At 37.4% G+C, this 17,226-nt stretch carries 13 protein-coding genes and 3 pseudogenes; 6 read left to right on the top strand and 10 right to left on the bottom strand.

Going from position 1 to position 17,226, the window contains the following annotated elements; all coding sequences use genetic code 11:
• Positions 1-386: 386 nt before the first annotated feature.
• The 5 genes and pseudogenes from AAFX60_015615 to AAFX60_015595 form a co-directional block, all read right to left on the bottom strand.
• Positions 387-2,213, bottom strand: coding sequence for a HAMP domain-containing methyl-accepting chemotaxis protein (locus AAFX60_015615; protein XDF79834.1), 1,827 nt, complete (start codon positions 2,211-2,213; stop codon positions 387-389).
• Positions 2,214-2,607: 394 nt separating this feature from the next.
• On the bottom strand, positions 2,608-5,070 hold the full coding sequence (gene torA, locus AAFX60_015610) for a trimethylamine-N-oxide reductase TorA (GenBank protein XDF79833.1): 2,463 nt from the start codon (positions 5,068-5,070) through the stop codon (positions 2,608-2,610).
• A gap of 23 nt (positions 5,071-5,093) precedes the next feature.
• Positions 5,094-6,271: pseudogene (gene torC / locus AAFX60_015605) on the bottom strand (pentaheme c-type cytochrome TorC).
• Between the two features lie 57 nt (positions 6,272-6,328).
• The gene (gene torE / locus AAFX60_015600; GenBank protein XDF79832.1) at positions 6,329-6,505 is read right to left on the bottom strand and encodes a trimethylamine N-oxide reductase system protein TorE; all 177 of its coding nucleotides are present in this window, start codon (positions 6,503-6,505) and stop codon (positions 6,329-6,331) included.
• 331 nt (positions 6,506-6,836) lie between these two features.
• Entirely contained in the window at positions 6,837-7,145 is a 309-nt protein-coding gene (locus AAFX60_015595; protein ID XDF79831.1) for a cysteine-rich CWC family protein, read from the bottom strand.
• Between the two features lie 83 nt (positions 7,146-7,228).
• Here AAFX60_015595 and AAFX60_015590 point away from each other — a divergent pair, with 83 nt between their 5' ends.
• Together AAFX60_015590 and AAFX60_015585 are read left to right on the top strand one after the other, a co-directional pair.
• Complete coding sequence (locus tag AAFX60_015590; protein XDF79830.1) at positions 7,229-7,747, top strand: DUF2058 domain-containing protein; 519 nt, start codon at positions 7,229-7,231, stop codon at positions 7,745-7,747.
• A 4-nt stretch (positions 7,748-7,751) separates the two neighbouring features.
• Positions 7,752-7,928 carry a DUF2986 domain-containing protein gene (locus tag AAFX60_015585; protein XDF79829.1) on the top strand — a complete coding sequence of 59 codons (177 nt, stop codon included), beginning with the start codon at positions 7,752-7,754 and terminating at the stop codon, positions 7,926-7,928.
• An 80-nt stretch (positions 7,929-8,008) separates the two neighbouring features.
• Here AAFX60_015585 and yjjG read toward each other — a convergent pair whose 3' ends face one another.
• The 5 genes and pseudogenes from yjjG to AAFX60_015560 form a co-directional block, all read right to left on the bottom strand.
• Positions 8,009-8,689, bottom strand: a complete 681-nt coding sequence (yjjG, locus tag AAFX60_015580) for a pyrimidine 5'-nucleotidase (GenBank protein XDF79828.1) — start codon at positions 8,687-8,689, stop codon at positions 8,009-8,011.
• 10 nt (positions 8,690-8,699) lie between these two features.
• Positions 8,700-9,794, bottom strand: a complete 1,095-nt coding sequence (modC, locus tag AAFX60_015575) for a molybdenum ABC transporter ATP-binding protein ModC (protein XDF79827.1) — start codon at positions 9,792-9,794, stop codon at positions 8,700-8,702.
• Positions 9,795-9,797: 3 nt separating this feature from the next.
• Positions 9,798-10,487 carry a molybdate ABC transporter permease subunit gene (gene modB / locus AAFX60_015570; protein ID XDF79826.1) on the bottom strand — a complete coding sequence of 230 codons (690 nt, stop codon included), beginning with the start codon at positions 10,485-10,487 and terminating at the stop codon, positions 9,798-9,800.
• Complete coding sequence (gene modA / locus AAFX60_015565; protein XDF79825.1) at positions 10,484-11,221, bottom strand: molybdate ABC transporter substrate-binding protein; 738 nt, start codon at positions 11,219-11,221, stop codon at positions 10,484-10,486. The genes modB and modA overlap by 4 nt, the downstream gene beginning before the upstream one ends.
• 11 nt (positions 11,222-11,232) lie before the next feature.
• A pseudogene (locus tag AAFX60_015560) lies at positions 11,233-12,718 on the bottom strand (cobyric acid synthase).
• Between the two features lie 260 nt (positions 12,719-12,978).
• Here AAFX60_015560 and AAFX60_015555 point away from each other — a divergent pair.
• The 4 genes and pseudogenes from AAFX60_015555 to AAFX60_015540 all read left to right on the top strand — a co-directional run bounded on the left by AAFX60_015555 (position 12,979) and on the right by AAFX60_015540 (position 17,186).
• On the top strand, positions 12,979-13,359 hold the full coding sequence (locus tag AAFX60_015555; GenBank protein ID XDF79824.1) for a NirD/YgiW/YdeI family stress tolerance protein: 381 nt from the start codon (positions 12,979-12,981) through the stop codon (positions 13,357-13,359).
• Between the two features lie 83 nt (positions 13,360-13,442).
• Entirely contained in the window at positions 13,443-13,982 is a 540-nt protein-coding gene (locus AAFX60_015550) for a hypothetical protein (protein ID XDF79823.1), read from the top strand.
• A gap of 410 nt (positions 13,983-14,392) precedes the next feature.
• Positions 14,393-15,679: a transglycosylase SLT domain-containing protein gene (locus AAFX60_015545; protein ID XDF79822.1), complete on the top strand. Its 1,287-nt coding sequence runs from the start codon at positions 14,393-14,395 to the stop codon at positions 15,677-15,679.
• Between the two features lie 90 nt (positions 15,680-15,769).
• Positions 15,770-17,186 (top strand): annotated as a pseudogene (locus AAFX60_015540) (lytic transglycosylase F).
• The last annotated feature ends 40 nt before the right edge of the window (positions 17,187-17,226 follow it).

The following is a 17,226-nucleotide window of genomic DNA, read 5'->3' as shown; positions in this document are numbered from 1 at the left end:
TGTTGACTGCTGCATTAACTAAAATCAGATAATTCTGTAATTTACATAGAATACTACTATTAAGAATACAATCAACAAGAACAAATGAAAGTGAAAAGTCTTACTGATTATTAGTATTAAATATATGAATTACATCAACAATAGAGAGTGGTTATTTTACTTTTTTAGGTAGCCTTACCCCATCAAATTTAACGCTAATTATTACAGTTCAAGTTCAAATATAGTTAATATATATTCGATTTCTTCGTCTGTAAGTCCTAAAGCCAGCAATGATTCTTTGCTAACAGTCGTAATATAATCGTTGTTTATATTATGCATAATAATTCCAAAGAATGTTAATCAATAAGATGAGGAGCAGACAACCTTAGCTGCCTGCTCGGTTTTGGTTATAATTTGAAGAACAATAGTTGTTCTCTTTGATTCTCTGATAACTCTGACAAGTGTTGGCTTGCTTGAGTTGACTCTTTGATCCCTTCAACGTTTTGACTGATGGTTTCAGTGATCATATTTACATTTTCACTAATCGATTCAATTGCACGGTTTTGTTCATTCGCCGCTGTTGCCATCTCAGAATTCGTTACAGAAATGAGTTCAATTGACTCTGAAATATTAAGCAATTGATTGTTTGTATCAATGCTCATTTGAGCCGTTTGATGGATCATATCTATTGATTGATTTACCGATTCAACAACATTCAATGATTTCTGTTGTAGCTCATTAATGATATTTTGAATGTTCTGAGTTGATTGTTGTGTCTTTGCCGCTAATACACGAACTTCATCTGCAACCACTGCGAATCCACGACCACTTTCTCCTGCTCGTGCCGCCTCTATCGCCGCATTCAACGCAAGTAAGTTCGTTTGCTCAGAGATTGAATCAATAACAGTAATAACTTCGCTAATACGGTCAGTTTGATCTTTAAGTATCATTACCTCACCAGAGGTTGCATCCATTTGAGATGCTAAGTCTTGACTTAATTTTACGCCTTCAGAAGCAGAACGCGCACCATCACGGCTCATGTTCAGCACTTCTTTTGCTTTTGCATCAGCTTGGTTAGCTGACTCATCAACTTGATTTGCTGATGCTGCCAATTGCGTAATTGCTGTTGCGATCAGATCAACCTGCGATTTTTGATCAGAGGCATTAGCTTCACTTTGCACCATGATTGCTGCAAGTTCTGTTGATGAAGAAGAAACTTCCTCTCCGACATTTCGTAAGTTACTAATCATTTCTTGCAAACGAATGACAGTGCCATCTGTATTTTTACATAACTCACCAATCTCATTATCGCTTGATTGTTCATTTAATGAATCTAAGCGACCTTCTGATATATCAGACATTTGTTTCTGTAGAATTAAAATCGGTCTTGTTACTATTTGAGCAATAAATATTCCGATAATCAAAGAAATAATAACCGTAATCGTAATTGCCATTAATAATAGATTCTGACTTTCTGCTATTAATTGCATATTATGATCTGAAATTTTTCCATTCATTTCAGTTAAACGATTTTTCTCATCATTTAATTCTTGGTAAATAAGACTACCAAGTTCGGTCAATGCTTTCTTATTTTTATTAATATCAGCCGTTGCATTCCATAAAGACATATTTAATTCTGATTGAACCTTAAATGCTGAAACCAGAATCTCTTTTGCTTTTTTATTTTCTAGTGGTGCAATTAATTTAGCTAATGCGTCAAAATCCTTTTCAACAAGTTCAATTCTTGGTGTCTTACTTACTGATGTGTATAAATCATCATTAAATAAAGACGTCATTTGAATTTCAATTTTTGCAGCTCGACTATAAACCTCAGGAACTACCTTGCTCCAATACTGCTTTGATTCTTCACTTTGAGAGGCTGTAAATATTAATTCACTTGCTTGTTGAATAGGCGTTGTTAAATACAGTGAATTACCCCATTCCTCTATTTTCGCATCATTAGATTTAGAAATGTTTTCAGCATATTTTTTATAACTGTTAAGCTGAGAAATCAATACGTTAACTTCAGTTTGAAGTTGTTCAGGTGTTTTAACCGCAGCTTTCATTTCTTGTAGTTTACGCTGTTCTTCTACCATACTTTTAAAATTGGCGCTAAGTTCAGCGGTAATTCCATCAAAATCAATTGATTTTAAGACTTCATAATTAGTGAAGCCTGAAGATACGCTTAATCGTAAGAAAAGAAGACGTGATTCTGCAATTGAAACATTGCTCAATTGGAGGCTACGATGATCAGAAATCTGAACATTTCTGTTTGTTGACTCTAATTTAGAGTTAACCAGATAAATCGCTACCACCATTACTATAATGGTTGCTAATACAGGACTAATATTTGATATTTTGTTTTTAGATTAGTTAATAATTTGTGTGACATTCTTGCTATATCCTGCACATTTCACGCAATGTGAAATTTCGGCGAGAGAATAATACAAGTTTATGATTTCTCATAGAGAAATAACACGAGTTTAGAAAAAAAACGGCATTAGATAAGTTCTGTGAATATGTTATTTAGTTATCAATTTAACTTGAATATATATATTATAAATCATGAATTATATATATAAAAAAGCACCTAAATTAGGTGCTTTTTAATATTATTTATTATTATGATTATTCGATAATAATTGGGCCACCGAATGACGTTACTGGTGGAACTTTACCTGTGAACTTCTCATAATCAACCAAACATGTGTTTGCAGATGTCGCCTGAGCTAGCTCAGATGATGGGATATCTTGCGTTAATGTGTTTGGATCACCGTAAGTACAAATAGCACCTACTTTTTCGTTCAATGGACCGTACCATGCGCCTTCTTCAATACGGATAACACCACGTGGGTAGCTATCAGTTAGAACAGCACCAGCTAGTAGTTGACCACGATCATTAAATACGCGTACTAAATCACCATCTTTGATGCCTTTTTCTTTAGCATCTTGTGGGTTTAAGTATACCGGCTCACGACCTTGAACTGTGTAAGTTGCACGGAACTCTTCTGAATCACACATTTGTGAGTGCAGACGCTTGTCAGGGTGACAAGATTGCATCCAGAATGGGTGTTTCTTAGAACCAGGACCACCATGTGAACGTTCTGATTTTTCGAACCACATTGGGTGACCTTGACAGTGCTCATAACCGAAACGTTCAATCTTACGACTTGAAATTTCGATGAAGCCTGATGGTGTACCTAATGCGTTAACTTCTGGGTCTTCACGGAACGCAGCATGACGTACCCATGGCTTACCTTCACCGAAGTCTAGAACACCTTTTTCCCAGAACTCATCAAACTCAGGCATTTCAAACTTGCCTTCGTTCGCTGTGCGACATTCTGCATAAAGTGAACGGATCCACTCCATTTCATCCATACCACGAGTGTATTCTTTATGACGGCCAAAACGACGTGTTAGCTCAGTCATGATCTCGAAGTCTGATTTTGATTGATACAGAGGATCAACCAGTTTATGCATTGCAATTAGACCACGTGCAGAGTATGAACCGTATTGGTCAATATCATTACGTTCCCATTGCGTACACGCTGGTAGCACGATGTCTGAAAAACGACATGTTGCAGTCCAAGTGAAATCAATTGTCACAACCGTTTGAAGTTTTTGGAACGCTTTCTTCATACGGTTACGATCTTGGTGGTGATGCCAAGGGTTGTTACCAGAGATAACCATCATTTTGAAATCAGGCAGTACAACTTTAGAACCGTTGTAACGGATCTCTTTACCTGGTTCTAATAGACAGTCGATCCAACGAGCAACAGGAATTGTACTGCTGTAACCGTTGTAGTCATTGTTATTCCACTTAGGCTCATGACCTTGGTCCACGTTACGTGGGAAACCACCAGGACCAGAGAATCCTGTTGATGGAACACCAACACTTGAGTAGTGATGACTGTAAGAAACACCACCACCAGCTAGACCGATTTGACCAGTCATTGCTGATAAAACTGTACCCATCCAGTATGGTTGTTCACCGTGTTGTTGACGTTGAATACACCAGCCGAATAGGATCTGTGTACGACCAGTAGACATCATTTTCGCGAACTCACGAATTTGCTCTGGTGATACGCCACAGATTTCAGAAGCCCACTCAGGAGTTTTAACTACTTTATCTTTAGTCTCACCCAGTACGTATTGCATGAACTCATCAAAACCTAAACAGTAAGTTTCGATGAACTTCTTATCGTACATGTCTTCTGTGTATAGCGTGTAAGCTACAGCCAGCATGAACGCCACATCAGATTGTGGGTTAATGTACATGTGGTCATTCTGTAGGTAACGCTGTGTTTTGTTCTTAACAGGGTCAACAGAAAGTACGTTGATCTCACCTTTCGCTACTTTTTCTTTAAGTTGCTCAAGGTATGCGTAAGATTCATGAGTTTCACAGTTCCAACCTACTTGTAAGTTTTTAACTGGATCCGTTGCCCATAAAATAATGTTGTCTGAGTGTTTTAGGATCTCAGACCAAGATGTACCTTGTGCGTAAACTTCTGTAGAACCCAGTACGTATGGCATGATCGTTTGACCAGCACCCGTCGAGTAGTCACCTACTTTCTTAATGAAGTTACCGTGCATACCAACCGCACGTTGCATTTGAGCTGTACAGTTGTGGAAAGAACCTGTTTGGTTCCAACCAGTTTGACCTGCGTGTAGAGCCCATGGACCGTAGTCTTTTTGAACGCGCTCTAATTCACGGTAGAAAAGATCTAATGCTTCATCCCAAGTTACACGAATAAAACGGTTGTTACCACGAGTCTCAGCTGAGTACTTATGCTTTTTCAACCAATCAAGACGAACCATTGGGTAACGTACACGGCTTGGGCTGTAGATAATACCTTTGATACCATTCAACATATCTGTTGGGTATTTATCTAATTCAATTGCTTTAAGCTCTTGAACTTTACCACCGTAAATGTGTGCACGGAATGCACCCCAGTGTGAACCAGACGTACGCCATGTACCTGTAGTTTCAGCTGCATTTGCTTTTGAAGACATTAGTAGGCTTGGACCTACTAAAGATACTGCACTTGTTGTTGCAACACCTTTTAGAAAACTTCTTCTGCTAATAGACATATTCTATCTACTCCAATTAATTCTTAGTGTTTTTCGTCAGAAAAATCTGAAGAGTGTTTTTGTAGGTATTTCAATACAAGTGACTTGCTGTCTGTATCGAAGTTAACGAATGCCATCATACCGTCAAACATACCAGGCCATGTATTTGAATCGAAGTGTGCTTCTGCAGGCTGTGTATGACATACAGAACAGTTAGTTTTGTATGATTCTTCAGCTTTCTGCCAAACCGTTGTGTAATCAGGCATGAAGTCTTCTTTCTTCATCCATAGATTCACAGTAACACGCTGCCAAGGTAGACCTGTTAATTCATCTTCTTTAGTTTCAAATTTCTGAACAAATTTGTCGTTTTGAGATACGCTCTTAAGTAAAGAACCTACAGCGATGTTCATACCAAAATCTTCTTGGATAACACGACCGAAGCCTTTAACTTTACGCCAACCGTCGATAGCAACTTTCATTGCATCGCCTTTCTCTTCAATTACAGTAACTTGAGATGCAGGATTTAATAGACCCGCTTCAACAGTTAGTTTTTCATCTTCATACATTGGTAAGTGACGAACAGAAACGTAAGTTTGACCATCTTCATACTTAGTATTGCCTGCAAGTTGAGTTAACTCGCTGATCATGCCACCAGAGCTATCCATGTTTGCTGGAAGTTTGTGTGCGATACCTTTGTGACAGTCAACACAGCTTTGATCTCGTTCTTTTGCACCTTGCATTTGAATACGAGCCGTAGGCTGCATTTTAGAGAAATCCATGCCGTCGTAGTCGTGACAGTTACGACATTCAAGAGATTTGTTTGCGCTAAAGCGATCCCACTCGTGTTGGGCTAAGATGATACGACGCTCTTCAAATTTCTCTGGAGTATCAATAAAGCCGAATACGTGTGCAAATACTTCTTTACTTGCTTGCATTTTACGAGCAATTTTTGAAGTCCAATCATGTGGAACGTGACAGTCTGGACATGTCGCACGTACACCTGAACGGTTTTTATCGTGAATAGTACCAGCGTATTCTGGTGCAATGTTGTCTGCGTGACAGCTTACACAGAATTCTTCTGTATTTGTTGCTTCTAAAGCAGTGTTAAAACCACCCCAGAAAATCACCCCGGCAACGAAACCACCAAGGGTTAAAACACCAAGCTGATATGAACACTCGGACGTGCAAAAACAGCCCAAGCTTTTTTAATAAATGACATCATAATTGTATCTCTTCTAATAATTCTAAATCGTTAGTAACAGCATTCTTTATTCAAGAATTAACCGCCGTGACCAGGCATTCCAAAAAACAGCATCTGCATGAACCATACAGAGAAACCGTAAGCACCAACCACACCCACACTTAAAATTGGGAAAAGAACAACTGTGATGAAGAAAAATGCTTTCCATTCAGAAGAGCGTTTATTTTCATCGCTTTGCTTTACTACATTGCTCATAATTATATTCCTAGTTATTTTTCTACTGTTAAATATAGAAAATGTTAACAACTTGTCGAACCTATTTGCCGTAAATTTTAATCCCTCACAAATAGTGCTTCAATTAAATTTTGAAGATAAGTCCTTTTATCCACTACTTTTTTGAGCTCATCCAGAGATGTATTTAATTGAAAAATTAAATATAAAAATATTAATAGATGTGACAAATTAATTTTATGTAGTAATTGTTAATAATGTTAATTACCCCTAAAGAGTAGCCGGATAAAAAGCCCTTAAAAATTGACTTAGATCAATCATTATAAGTTAATCCACACAGAGTAGCACATAAAAACTAGGGTACAGGCTTTTTTACTAAGCAATGTCGACAAAGGCATGTTGATGTGTCAGATGTAAGATTTACTGAGCGAGGTTCAAGCTCAAAACACCAACATGTGGCTTTACCCATAGCGATATCACATTGAGCAGAACCACCACACTCAGGGCATAAATGAGTTGTAATTTCACCACTCAAAACCCCCATAACTTTCTCTCTGCCATCTTCTCCTAAATCGCGCCATTCTAGAATTTCTTTCATGGTTCGTTTGCATCCACTGCAGATACCACCTTCATTTTTACACGCTGCACGGCAAGGGCTTTTCATCTTACTTCTCTCTATATCTTTAAATCCCATACAACTCATGGGATAATCATTTTAATTCTGCAAATATTAATTAGGAACAACATATGGCACTGAGCTTACAAGAGCAAATGCTAAAAGCTGGGTTAGTGAACCAAAAGAAAGCAGCGAAAGCAAAAAAAGCATCGAAAAAATCAAGAGTTCAAAATCGCGAAGCAAAAGCAGCGGTTGAAGCAAATAAACTCGCTCAAGCAGAAAGAGACAAAGAATTAAGCCTGCAGCAGAAACTCGAAAAAGAGCAAAAAGAATTAGCTGCTCAGATTAAGCAACTAATTAGCGTAAACAAAATTGATCGTGCACATGGTGATATCGGTTATAACTTTACTGATGGTACGTTAGTGAAGAAAATTTACGTTGATAAAGCAATGCAAGATCAACTCGTTGCAGGTCGTCTTGCTATCGTGAACTTTAATGATGATTACGAAGTCGTTCCTGCTGGTGTTGCTGACAAAATCACACTTCGTGATGAGTCTATCGTAGTGTTAAACAACGTTATTTCTGAAGAAGAAAAAGACGAAGATGACCCATACGCAGAGTTTGTTATTCCTGATGATTTAATGTGGTAATTCAATGAGTCGTAAAAAGAAAGTTAAAGACGCGATTTTAAAGAAACACCGTAAAAATCAAACTAAGCAAAGTCGCGCAAACAAGCCAAAATATATCTCGAAAGCAGATAGAGAAAAAATGGAACTTGAAGCAGAACAAGCGTCTGACAATGTGACGGATTCAGCAACTTCTGAAGAATAAGAAACACCATTGCTACCAATTCGTTTTACTGCATAAAAAGCCCTTAGGACAAAGATCCTAAGGGCTTTTTTATTTTTTTCTTATAGCGACTTAAGTATCGTTTTCAATTCCGATAAGGAAGCCACTTCATAAGTTGGCTCAACGCCCTCAGGACAGGCTTTACCATCAACATTAAGCCAACATGTATCTATACCTGCATTCATGCCTCCTAATACATCAGAGTCCGGGTTATCCCCTACCATCAGTACAGTAGACAAATCAACATTACCTATCATAGAAAAGGTATGTTCAAAAATGCGCTTATCTGGTTTTGCTATTCCTACTTGCTCTGAAATAACGATAAGCTCAAAATAATGGCTAAATTCAGTTTTCTCTAAACGAATTTTTTGTAATTCAGTGAAGCCATTAGTAATGATCCCCATCTTCACATTACTTGCTAACAATGAATCAAGTAATTCTCTTGCACCATCCAATGGTGTACAAATCTCAGCCATTGCCATCATAAAAGCACTATTCATGGCTTTTGGCGTCACGCCTACCTTTTTTGCCCACTCTTCAAAACGTGTTTCTTGTAATTGCTGAGCCGTTATTTCATTATTTTGATAATCGATCCACAAAGGTTTATTCACTAATTGGTATTCAATAAACTCTTCTTTACCAAATTCAACACCATAGCCAGCAAACATTCGTTGCAAGCCTGCAAAAGCGTCAAAGTGAAACAAGGTTTCATCTGCATCAAATAAGATCCATTGGTACTTCATTATGTTTTCCTTATTTTGAACATAGATCAGACTGTGTCACACTGACCCCTTTAATTTGAGCGAACCAAGATTGTCCTATACCTAACTGCAACTCATCACGAGCCCAAAGGGTAATATTGGCCCATAAAACATGGCCAGATAAATTTAATTTTACCGCAACAACATCATTCTCTTTATCCTCACTAAGATCTTCAATAACAACCGGTAAAATATTACGAATTGAGCTATGTTGAGGCTGCTGTTTAATGAGTGATACATCATTAGCGCGGATACGTAAACGAATTTTTTTTCCTTCTTCAACACAATCACAAGGAGACTTTACCCAAATACCTTGTTGACTATTATTGAGTGTCACTTTTGTCATAGGATGATCTGAGTGTAATTCAGAAATCGTACCTTCCAATAATGCAGAATGCTCCGAAGCGTTTAACCACGGTCTCATTAACGGAGAGCCCCAAACAGAGGTAATATCTCCTGATAAACTGACGCTACCTTGATTTAACAGCACCATATTATCGGCTAATCGTAAAATTTCATCTAAGCTGTGTGAAACATAAAGGATTGGAATTTTAATCTCTTTTGCAAGGCGCTCCAAATAAGGCATGACCTCATGTTTTCTTGGCAGATCTAAAGACGCCAATGGCTCATCCATGATTAACAGCGCTGGTTCAGATAAGATGGCTCGTCCGATGGCAACTCGTTGCTTTTCACCACCAGATAAAGAATGTGGATAACGAGTCAATAAGGACTCAATATCTAATAACTTCACTACATCGTTAAAATGCGGTGTTCTTTTTCCACCACACCCATACAACAAGTTACCTTCCACTTTATAATGAGGAAATAAACGAGCATCTTGAAAAACGTAACCGATATTACGCTTTTCTGGCGGCATCGATACTTTTGATTCTGAATCAAATAAAACACGATTATTTAATGTAATACGGCCCTCTTCAGGAGAAGTTAATCCGCTAATTACATTGGCAAGTGAGGATTTCCCTGCACCAGAACGTCCAAAGATCGCACTGATACCAGAAGAAGGAAGTGATAACTTAACGTCTAATAACAAATCACCAAGTTGTTTTTTTATATCAATCACTAACATGACTTAACCCATCAACTTCTTTTTGCTTGCACGAGCTAAAAATTCAGATAATAGCAATGAAATTAAGGCGACAATGATTGAAATAACACACAAACGTGCAGCTTCCATTTCTGCTCCAGGAATTTCAATATAGCTAAACATAGCAAGGGGTAAAGTTCGTGTTTCACCCTCAATATTAGATACAAAACTGATTGTTGCCCCAAACTCTCCCAAACTGCGTGCGAAAGCTAAAACGGCTCCAGTAAGAATACCTGGCAGCATCAAGGGAAGCGTGATAGTAGAAAAGACTTTAAAACGTGAAGCACCAAGTGTTCTTGCCGCCTGTTCCAGTTTTTGATCAACAGATTCTAACGCTAAACGAATCGCACGAACCATCAACGGCAAAGCGACAATCGCGGAGGCTAAAGCGGCACCTTTCCAGTTAAAGCTAAAGGTTAACCCAAACCATTCATAGAGCCATTTACCAATAATACCTTGTCGCCCCATTGAAATAAGCAATAAATATCCAATAACGACAGGTGGTAATACCAAAGGTAAATGAATGATACCATCTAGTATAGACTTTCCTTTGAAGTCACAACGCGCTAATAACCAAGCAAGCAAGATCCCGATGGGCAATGAAAAGCTCACCGCAATCCCAGCAATTTTTAAACTCAGCAGTAACGCTTCTATTTCGTAATCTGTCAGTATCATTTGAAAGGGGTAAATCCGTATTTCATAAATTGATCTGTTGCCTTTTTAGATAGTAAGTAATGATAAAAATCGAGCACCTCTTGTGATGATTTATCTTTAACGATAGCTACAGGATAAATAATCGGATCGTGTGTTTCATTAGGAAATTCCTCAACAATCGTCACACCTTTTGAAGAAAGCGCATCGGTTTTATATACAATACCTAATGGTGCTTCATCACGTTCTACAAACAACAGTGCAGAACGGACATTATTTCCTGATGCAATTCGATGACTGACAGACTCCCAACGTTTTTGGTTCTCTAGACTCTGTTTACCATAAATACCTGCCGGTACGTGTCTAGGATCAGCCATAGATAAACGTAAATCTTTTTGCTGTATAAACCACTGCCACGAATCCACTTTTGGTGTACTTTTTGAAGCAACGAGTACTAAACTATTTTTTAATAAATCTCGATTTGTGTTCGGCTCTATTTGATCTTGATTTAGTAAATAATCCATCCACTTAGTGTTAGCAGATAAATAAATATCAGCAGGTGCTCCGTTAGCTATCTGACGAGCAAGAGAAGATGAACCAGCATAACTTACACGAATTTTATTTCCAGTTTGGCGTTGATAAGCATAAACAATATCATCCATTACATTTGTTAATGATGATGCGGCATAAACCGTCACATTTGCAGAAGCAAAAAATGCACTCATCATTAAAGTTAAAAACAGCGTTATTCGTAACATTAGTGTTCCCTTTAATAAGCTTTATTCTTTTCAAAAACATCAGGCCAAATTAATGATAAATCTAAACTTTCTTCCATTGATTTTGCAATGCGCTCAATGGCCTCTTCTTGGATATCGTGCATATTAATTGCTTGGCATTTTTCTAATCCAGCCCACGTTAAAATCACTTCAAATGCTTCTGGTTCATCAAAAACGCCATGTAAGTACGTACCAAAAATAGAATTTTCATCGTTAATAGTACCATCATATCTCATCGCATCTTTTGTATGAATACTGATTGGTATGTGCTCTTTTCCTAACTTAGTGCTTACACCAGCATGTATCTCATACCCTTTTACTTTGACCGCATTTTGATTAGGCAGTGCTAGTGTGCCTTCCACTAACGTCAGTTGCTTCTGTTTTTGTAATTCTGTTGAAATTGATAAATACCCCAATCCTTTAACACGACACGGGACACCTTCAATACCAAGAGGGTCGGCAAGATGCTCACCAAGCATTTGATAACCGCCACAAATTCCCATTACTTTTCCGCCATATCGTAAATGGCGCTCAATATCTTTATCCCAACCTTGGGATTTTATGTATTCTAAATCCACCTGGACCGATTTGCTTCCTGGTAAAATAATAAAATCAGCGCCAGATAAAGAATCGCCTTTCCCGATAAATTGCAAATCAATCTCTGGATGCAAACGCAATGGATCAAAATCCGTATGGTTACTAATACGAGTTACCACTGGCACTTTTACGATAAATTTACCTTTATCCAATTGCTCACTTTTTATCGCATCTTCAGCTTCTAAATTTAAACCATGCAAATAAGGAATGACCCCCAATACAGGCTTACCCGTTTTTTCTTCTAGCCATTCAAGCCCAGGAACAAGAAGTGAAATATCCCACGAAAACGGTTAATAACGAAACCTTTTACTCGAGCTTGCTCTGATTCAGACAATAAAGCCAATGTGCCATAAAGATGGGCAAATACCCCACCACGATCAATATCAGCAACAATAATGACAGGAACGTCTGCCGCCTCCGCAAACCCCATATTCGCTATATCATTTTCACGTAAATTTATCTCAGCAGGGCTCCCTGCCCCTTCAATAACTACGCATTCATAGTTATTAGATAAATAAGAAAATGATTCTAATACATATGGCATTGCCAACTTTTTATAATCGTGGAAGCCCCATGCATCCATGGTTTCAATCGCCTTTCCTTGGACAATAACTTGAGCGCCAATATCTGTATTTGGTTTGAGTAAGATTGGATTCATATGAACATGCGATTTAACCCTTGCAGCATCAGCTTGAAGAGCTTGAGCTCGGCCAATCTCTCCACCATCTTCTGTCACTGCGCTATTTAACGCCATATTCTGTGGTTTAAAAGGGCAACTTGGATCCCTTTATTGGCAAGCAATCGGCATAAGCCTGCCACAAGAACTGTCTTTCCAGCATCTGATGTGGTTCCTTGAACCATCAAGGGAGAATATTTACGCATAATTCCATCTAAATTCATAAAATTTTTAAGAACAAGAATAATAACATCAATCGATTATCGCTTCTTGTTTAAAAATGAATGGAATATGAACATCTCCCTCACGCTAGATTCAAACTGTATTTGCTTTAATAGAGACAACTAAACGAGACAAGTTCTAGGTACTAGGTACTAGGTACTAGGTACTAGGTACTAGGTACTAGGTACTAGGTACTAGGTACTAGGTACTAGGTACTAGAAATTATTTACAAAAGGAAGCCATTATGAAAAAGACAATTATCGCAATCACAGCCGCTCTAATCCTATCTCCAACGATCGCACTTGCAGATGGAGGACATAATAAAGATCACGACTCTCGAACTTTTAACTATACAGGACCGGTTGAAACCACATCGGTTGCGGAACTATTAACTGATACAAGTATGTTTGCAGAACAAGACGCTATTATTGATGGAAGAATCATTCGCCACATTCGAAAAGACAAATATGTATTTACTGATGGTACAAAAGAAATTCAAATCGAGTTAGATGATGATATTTCACAACCAACTGCAATCAATGAAACAACCAAGGTTCGTATTTTTGGTGAATATGAAGGTGGTAGCACTCCAGAAATTGAAGTAGAGCGAATTCAGATACTATAAAACATACCCTCTCCTTATAAACTGGCCTGCTTTTTGCAGGCTTTTTTTATAGATAAAATTCATAAATATCAGGTTATAAGGTTATGGCATCAACAAAATTCATCAAAAAAGCGTTCTTATTAGCAACAGCGCTATCTTCTTCGACAGCAATGGCAAATAACTTTCCTTACAGCTTTTTTGAAGCACGAATTGGAACCAGTCCTGGTACTTATGGGGTTCAAGTTAACCAACAGTTCACTGAAAACTCTCACTTGATAGCAAAAGCAGACACTAAATTTTCTGGTGATTGGGATATTAGCGGTGGTATTGGTTTTAACGGTCCAGTTAACGAATTTTCTGATATTTATGGTCAATTATTACTACACAACGTGAAAGACAAAGGAAGTGATAAATTTGGCGATGAAATGCTTACCGAGATTAATATCGGTTTCCGTGTGTGGTTAATGCAACAAATTGAAGTAGGTGCACAATACGGTCAATTGTTTGATAGTAATGACAGCAAGAATATTGGTAGTGTTCATTTCCGATTCCACTCAACAGAACAATTATCTGTGGGTGCAGAAGCCAAATTTAATGGCGTATATGGCGGACAAATGATGATGACTGCTCGTTTCACATTCTAACTCCCTCTTTAACGAACATAACCATCTATATAAGTCAGCAAAAAAACTGCTGACTTATATTCACCTAGTGAATACTAAACATTTTCACTATTACTATTCCCCTCAAAAAAAAACTTAAATAATCATAAATTAAACACTTAATTGTAGCTTAGTTCATCGTTGTCGTCTCAAAAATAAAACGACAGAAAAACAGTAAAATAACGCCTTGTCTTTAACAGTATGGAAACATAAGTTGTAATCATGTTGTATCATGGATGACAAACTATGAATCTATTCCATAAGTTATTTTTACTCTACTTATTTTACCTATAAACGCTGAAGCACTTGAGCTAGCCCCTCTAAGTAACAAATCCTATAAGGGTGATTACAATGAGATATCAAAAAAAGGGGTAATTCGTGTTCTGGTTTCAATGGAAGTAGGTTTTTATCAAGTAAGTAATGGTAAACCCATCGGAATAATTTCAGAATTTCTCTCACACTTTGAGCGTCATTTAGCGAAAAAAAATGATCACACTCATATTCGAATTATTCCCGTCTCTGATGATGATTTAATATGGTCATTAAAAGCAGGGTTTGGAGACATTGCCGTTGGCCACTTAGCGATCACCAAAGCTCGATTACGCCATATCGACTTTAGTACTCCCACAATAAAAGACAGTGAAGAGTGGTTAATCACAGCTAAAGGACACGCCCCTATCACTGAGCTAGCCGATCTTTCAGGTAAAGAAATATGGGTAAAAGGCAGCTCCAGTTACTTTGAGACACTTCAAAACATTAATGAACAACTAACGTCAAATAATATGGCTCCTATGGATGTTCATTTTTTAGAAGAATCATTAGGTGATAATGAAGTTCTTGAGATGGTTGAAAATAAGTTATTGCCAGCAACCGTAATAGAAAACTATCGAGCAATACTATGGAAAAAGATCATTCCTAACATTCAATATCATGAAGAATTCCCATTAAAACAAGATATTAATATCGCATGGGCAGTACGAAAAAATAGCCCTCAGCTAACTAATGTCGTAAATCAATACATTACTAAAATAAAAAAAGGGTCATTTCTAGGCAATTTAATTTATAAGAAATACCTTAATGACGAAAAGTGGTTAGCGAAAATTCTACAAACCGATAATATCGATAAGCTTTACGAGCTGTCTGATTTATTTAAACACTACTCTAGTATGTATAACTTAGATTGGCAGCTAACTTCAGCCTTAGCTTATCAAGAATCTAGGTTGGATAATAAAGCCGTATCTCATAAAGGTGCTGTTGGAATCATGCAAGTCTTACCGAGCACAGCAAAAGATAAGCATGTTCAAATAGACAATATTTATACCTTAGAAAACAACATACATGCAGGTATTAAATACTTAAGCTTTGTGCATAAACGATATTTTGATAAACCAGAAATATCCGCAGATAATCAGCTCTACTTCTCATTAGCCGCTTATAATGCAGGACCTGCTAAAATAAGACGCATTCGAAAAAAAGCGCAAGAACAAGGTTATGACCCTAATGTTTGGTTCAATAATGTGGAATTAATGGCGTTGAAATATATCAGTAAAGAACCAGTTCATTATGTATCAAACATAAGTCGTTACTATGTGATTTATAAACAAATAGTTCAGTTAAAAGAACAAAAAGAGCAACGTAATGCGTTAAATAAAGCCACATTCGACTTTGATAATATCTAATGTAAACCGAGAGCATAGAATGAAGAGGACTTGAATTTCATCTAATTTCAACATAAATTGTTAATACACTGTTAAACAAGGACTCATAACATGGATCGTTTACGTCGCGTTTTCTGGGTATTATTACTGCTTCCTCAGCTCGCTTTTGCAATAGAGCTTTCACCGTTAACTCAGACACCTTATGTTGGCGATTTGAAAGCACTAGAGAAAAAGGAACGATACGAGTATTAGTATCTGCTGATCTTGGCTTTTACTACATAGAAAAAGGGCAACCGAAAGGGATCATTGCCGAATTTCTTCATCATTTCGAATTACATTTACGCAAAAATAAAATTCACGTTAATGTTCAAGTCATCCCTATCCCTCGGGATGACTTATTTACCGCTTTAGAACGAGGCTTTGGTGATCTTGCCGTTGCCAACCTAACGATTACCCCGCAACGACTGCAATATGTCGATTTTAGTGATCCTGTGATCAGTAACAGCCAAGAGTGGCTCGTTAGCTCACCATCTACACCTCCTTTAGAATCTCTAGAAGATTTATCGGGTAAAGAAGTATGGGTTAGACCAAGCTCAAGCTATTTTGAGAGCTTACAGCGAATTAATAAGCAGTTATCTTCCAAGGGATCTCCCCTATCAATGTTCAATTCTTAGAAGAAAACTTACAAGACTATGAATTAATGGAAATGCTCAACCAAGATATTTTACCAATTACGGTTATCGATAGTCATAAATCACGTCTTTGGTCTCAAGTCATGAAGAATATCACCATATATGAAACTCTTCCGATCAGAGAAAACGCCAATATTGGTTGGGCAATGAGAAAAAACAGCCCAGAATTAAAAACAGCAGTAAACAAATACATTAGAACCATTCGACAAGGATCTTTTTTAGGTAATGTTATTTATAAAAAATACCTTGCTAACACCAAGTGGCTAAAAAAAGCAGTAGACCCTGAAACAGTAAAACAATTTAAAAGTTTAGCGACGCTCTTTGAGCAATATGCGGATAAATATGAATTTGATTGGTTAATGATTTCAGCTCAAGCTTATCAAGAGTCCAAATTCAATAACCGTCTTGTCTCACATATGGGTGCTGTTGGAATCATGCAAGTTTTACCGAAGACGGCAAGAGAACCTTATATCAATATCAAAAACTTCAGAGAACTAGAAAATAACATCCATGCTGGTGTTAAATATATGAATTTTGTACATAAACGTTACTTTTTAAAACCAGAGATAACAGAAGAGAACCAAATGTACTTTTCTTTAGCCGCTTATAATGCTGGCCCTGCTAACGTTCGAAAAATGCGTAGAATGGCAGTAAAACACGGTTATAACCCTAATATTTGGTTTAATAACGTCGAGATAATGGCAAGGAAGTACGTAAGTAAAGAGCCTGTTCACTATGTTGCAAATATCAGTCGCTATTACGTTATTTATAAACAAATAGCTCAACTGCAAACACACAGAGAACAGAGAAACGCCTCAAATTATAAGTTATTTTAATTTCACTGTGACTAAACAAAAAAACGCCCAATCTATATTG

Origin of the sequence: Aliivibrio fischeri (assembly GCA_038993745.2) — a bacterium.
GTDB classification, from domain to species: domain Bacteria; phylum Pseudomonadota; class Gammaproteobacteria; order Enterobacterales; family Vibrionaceae; genus Aliivibrio; species Aliivibrio fischeri_B.
Note: the sequence above shows the minus strand (reverse complement) of the source record. Positions and strands in the feature narration are given on the sequence as shown.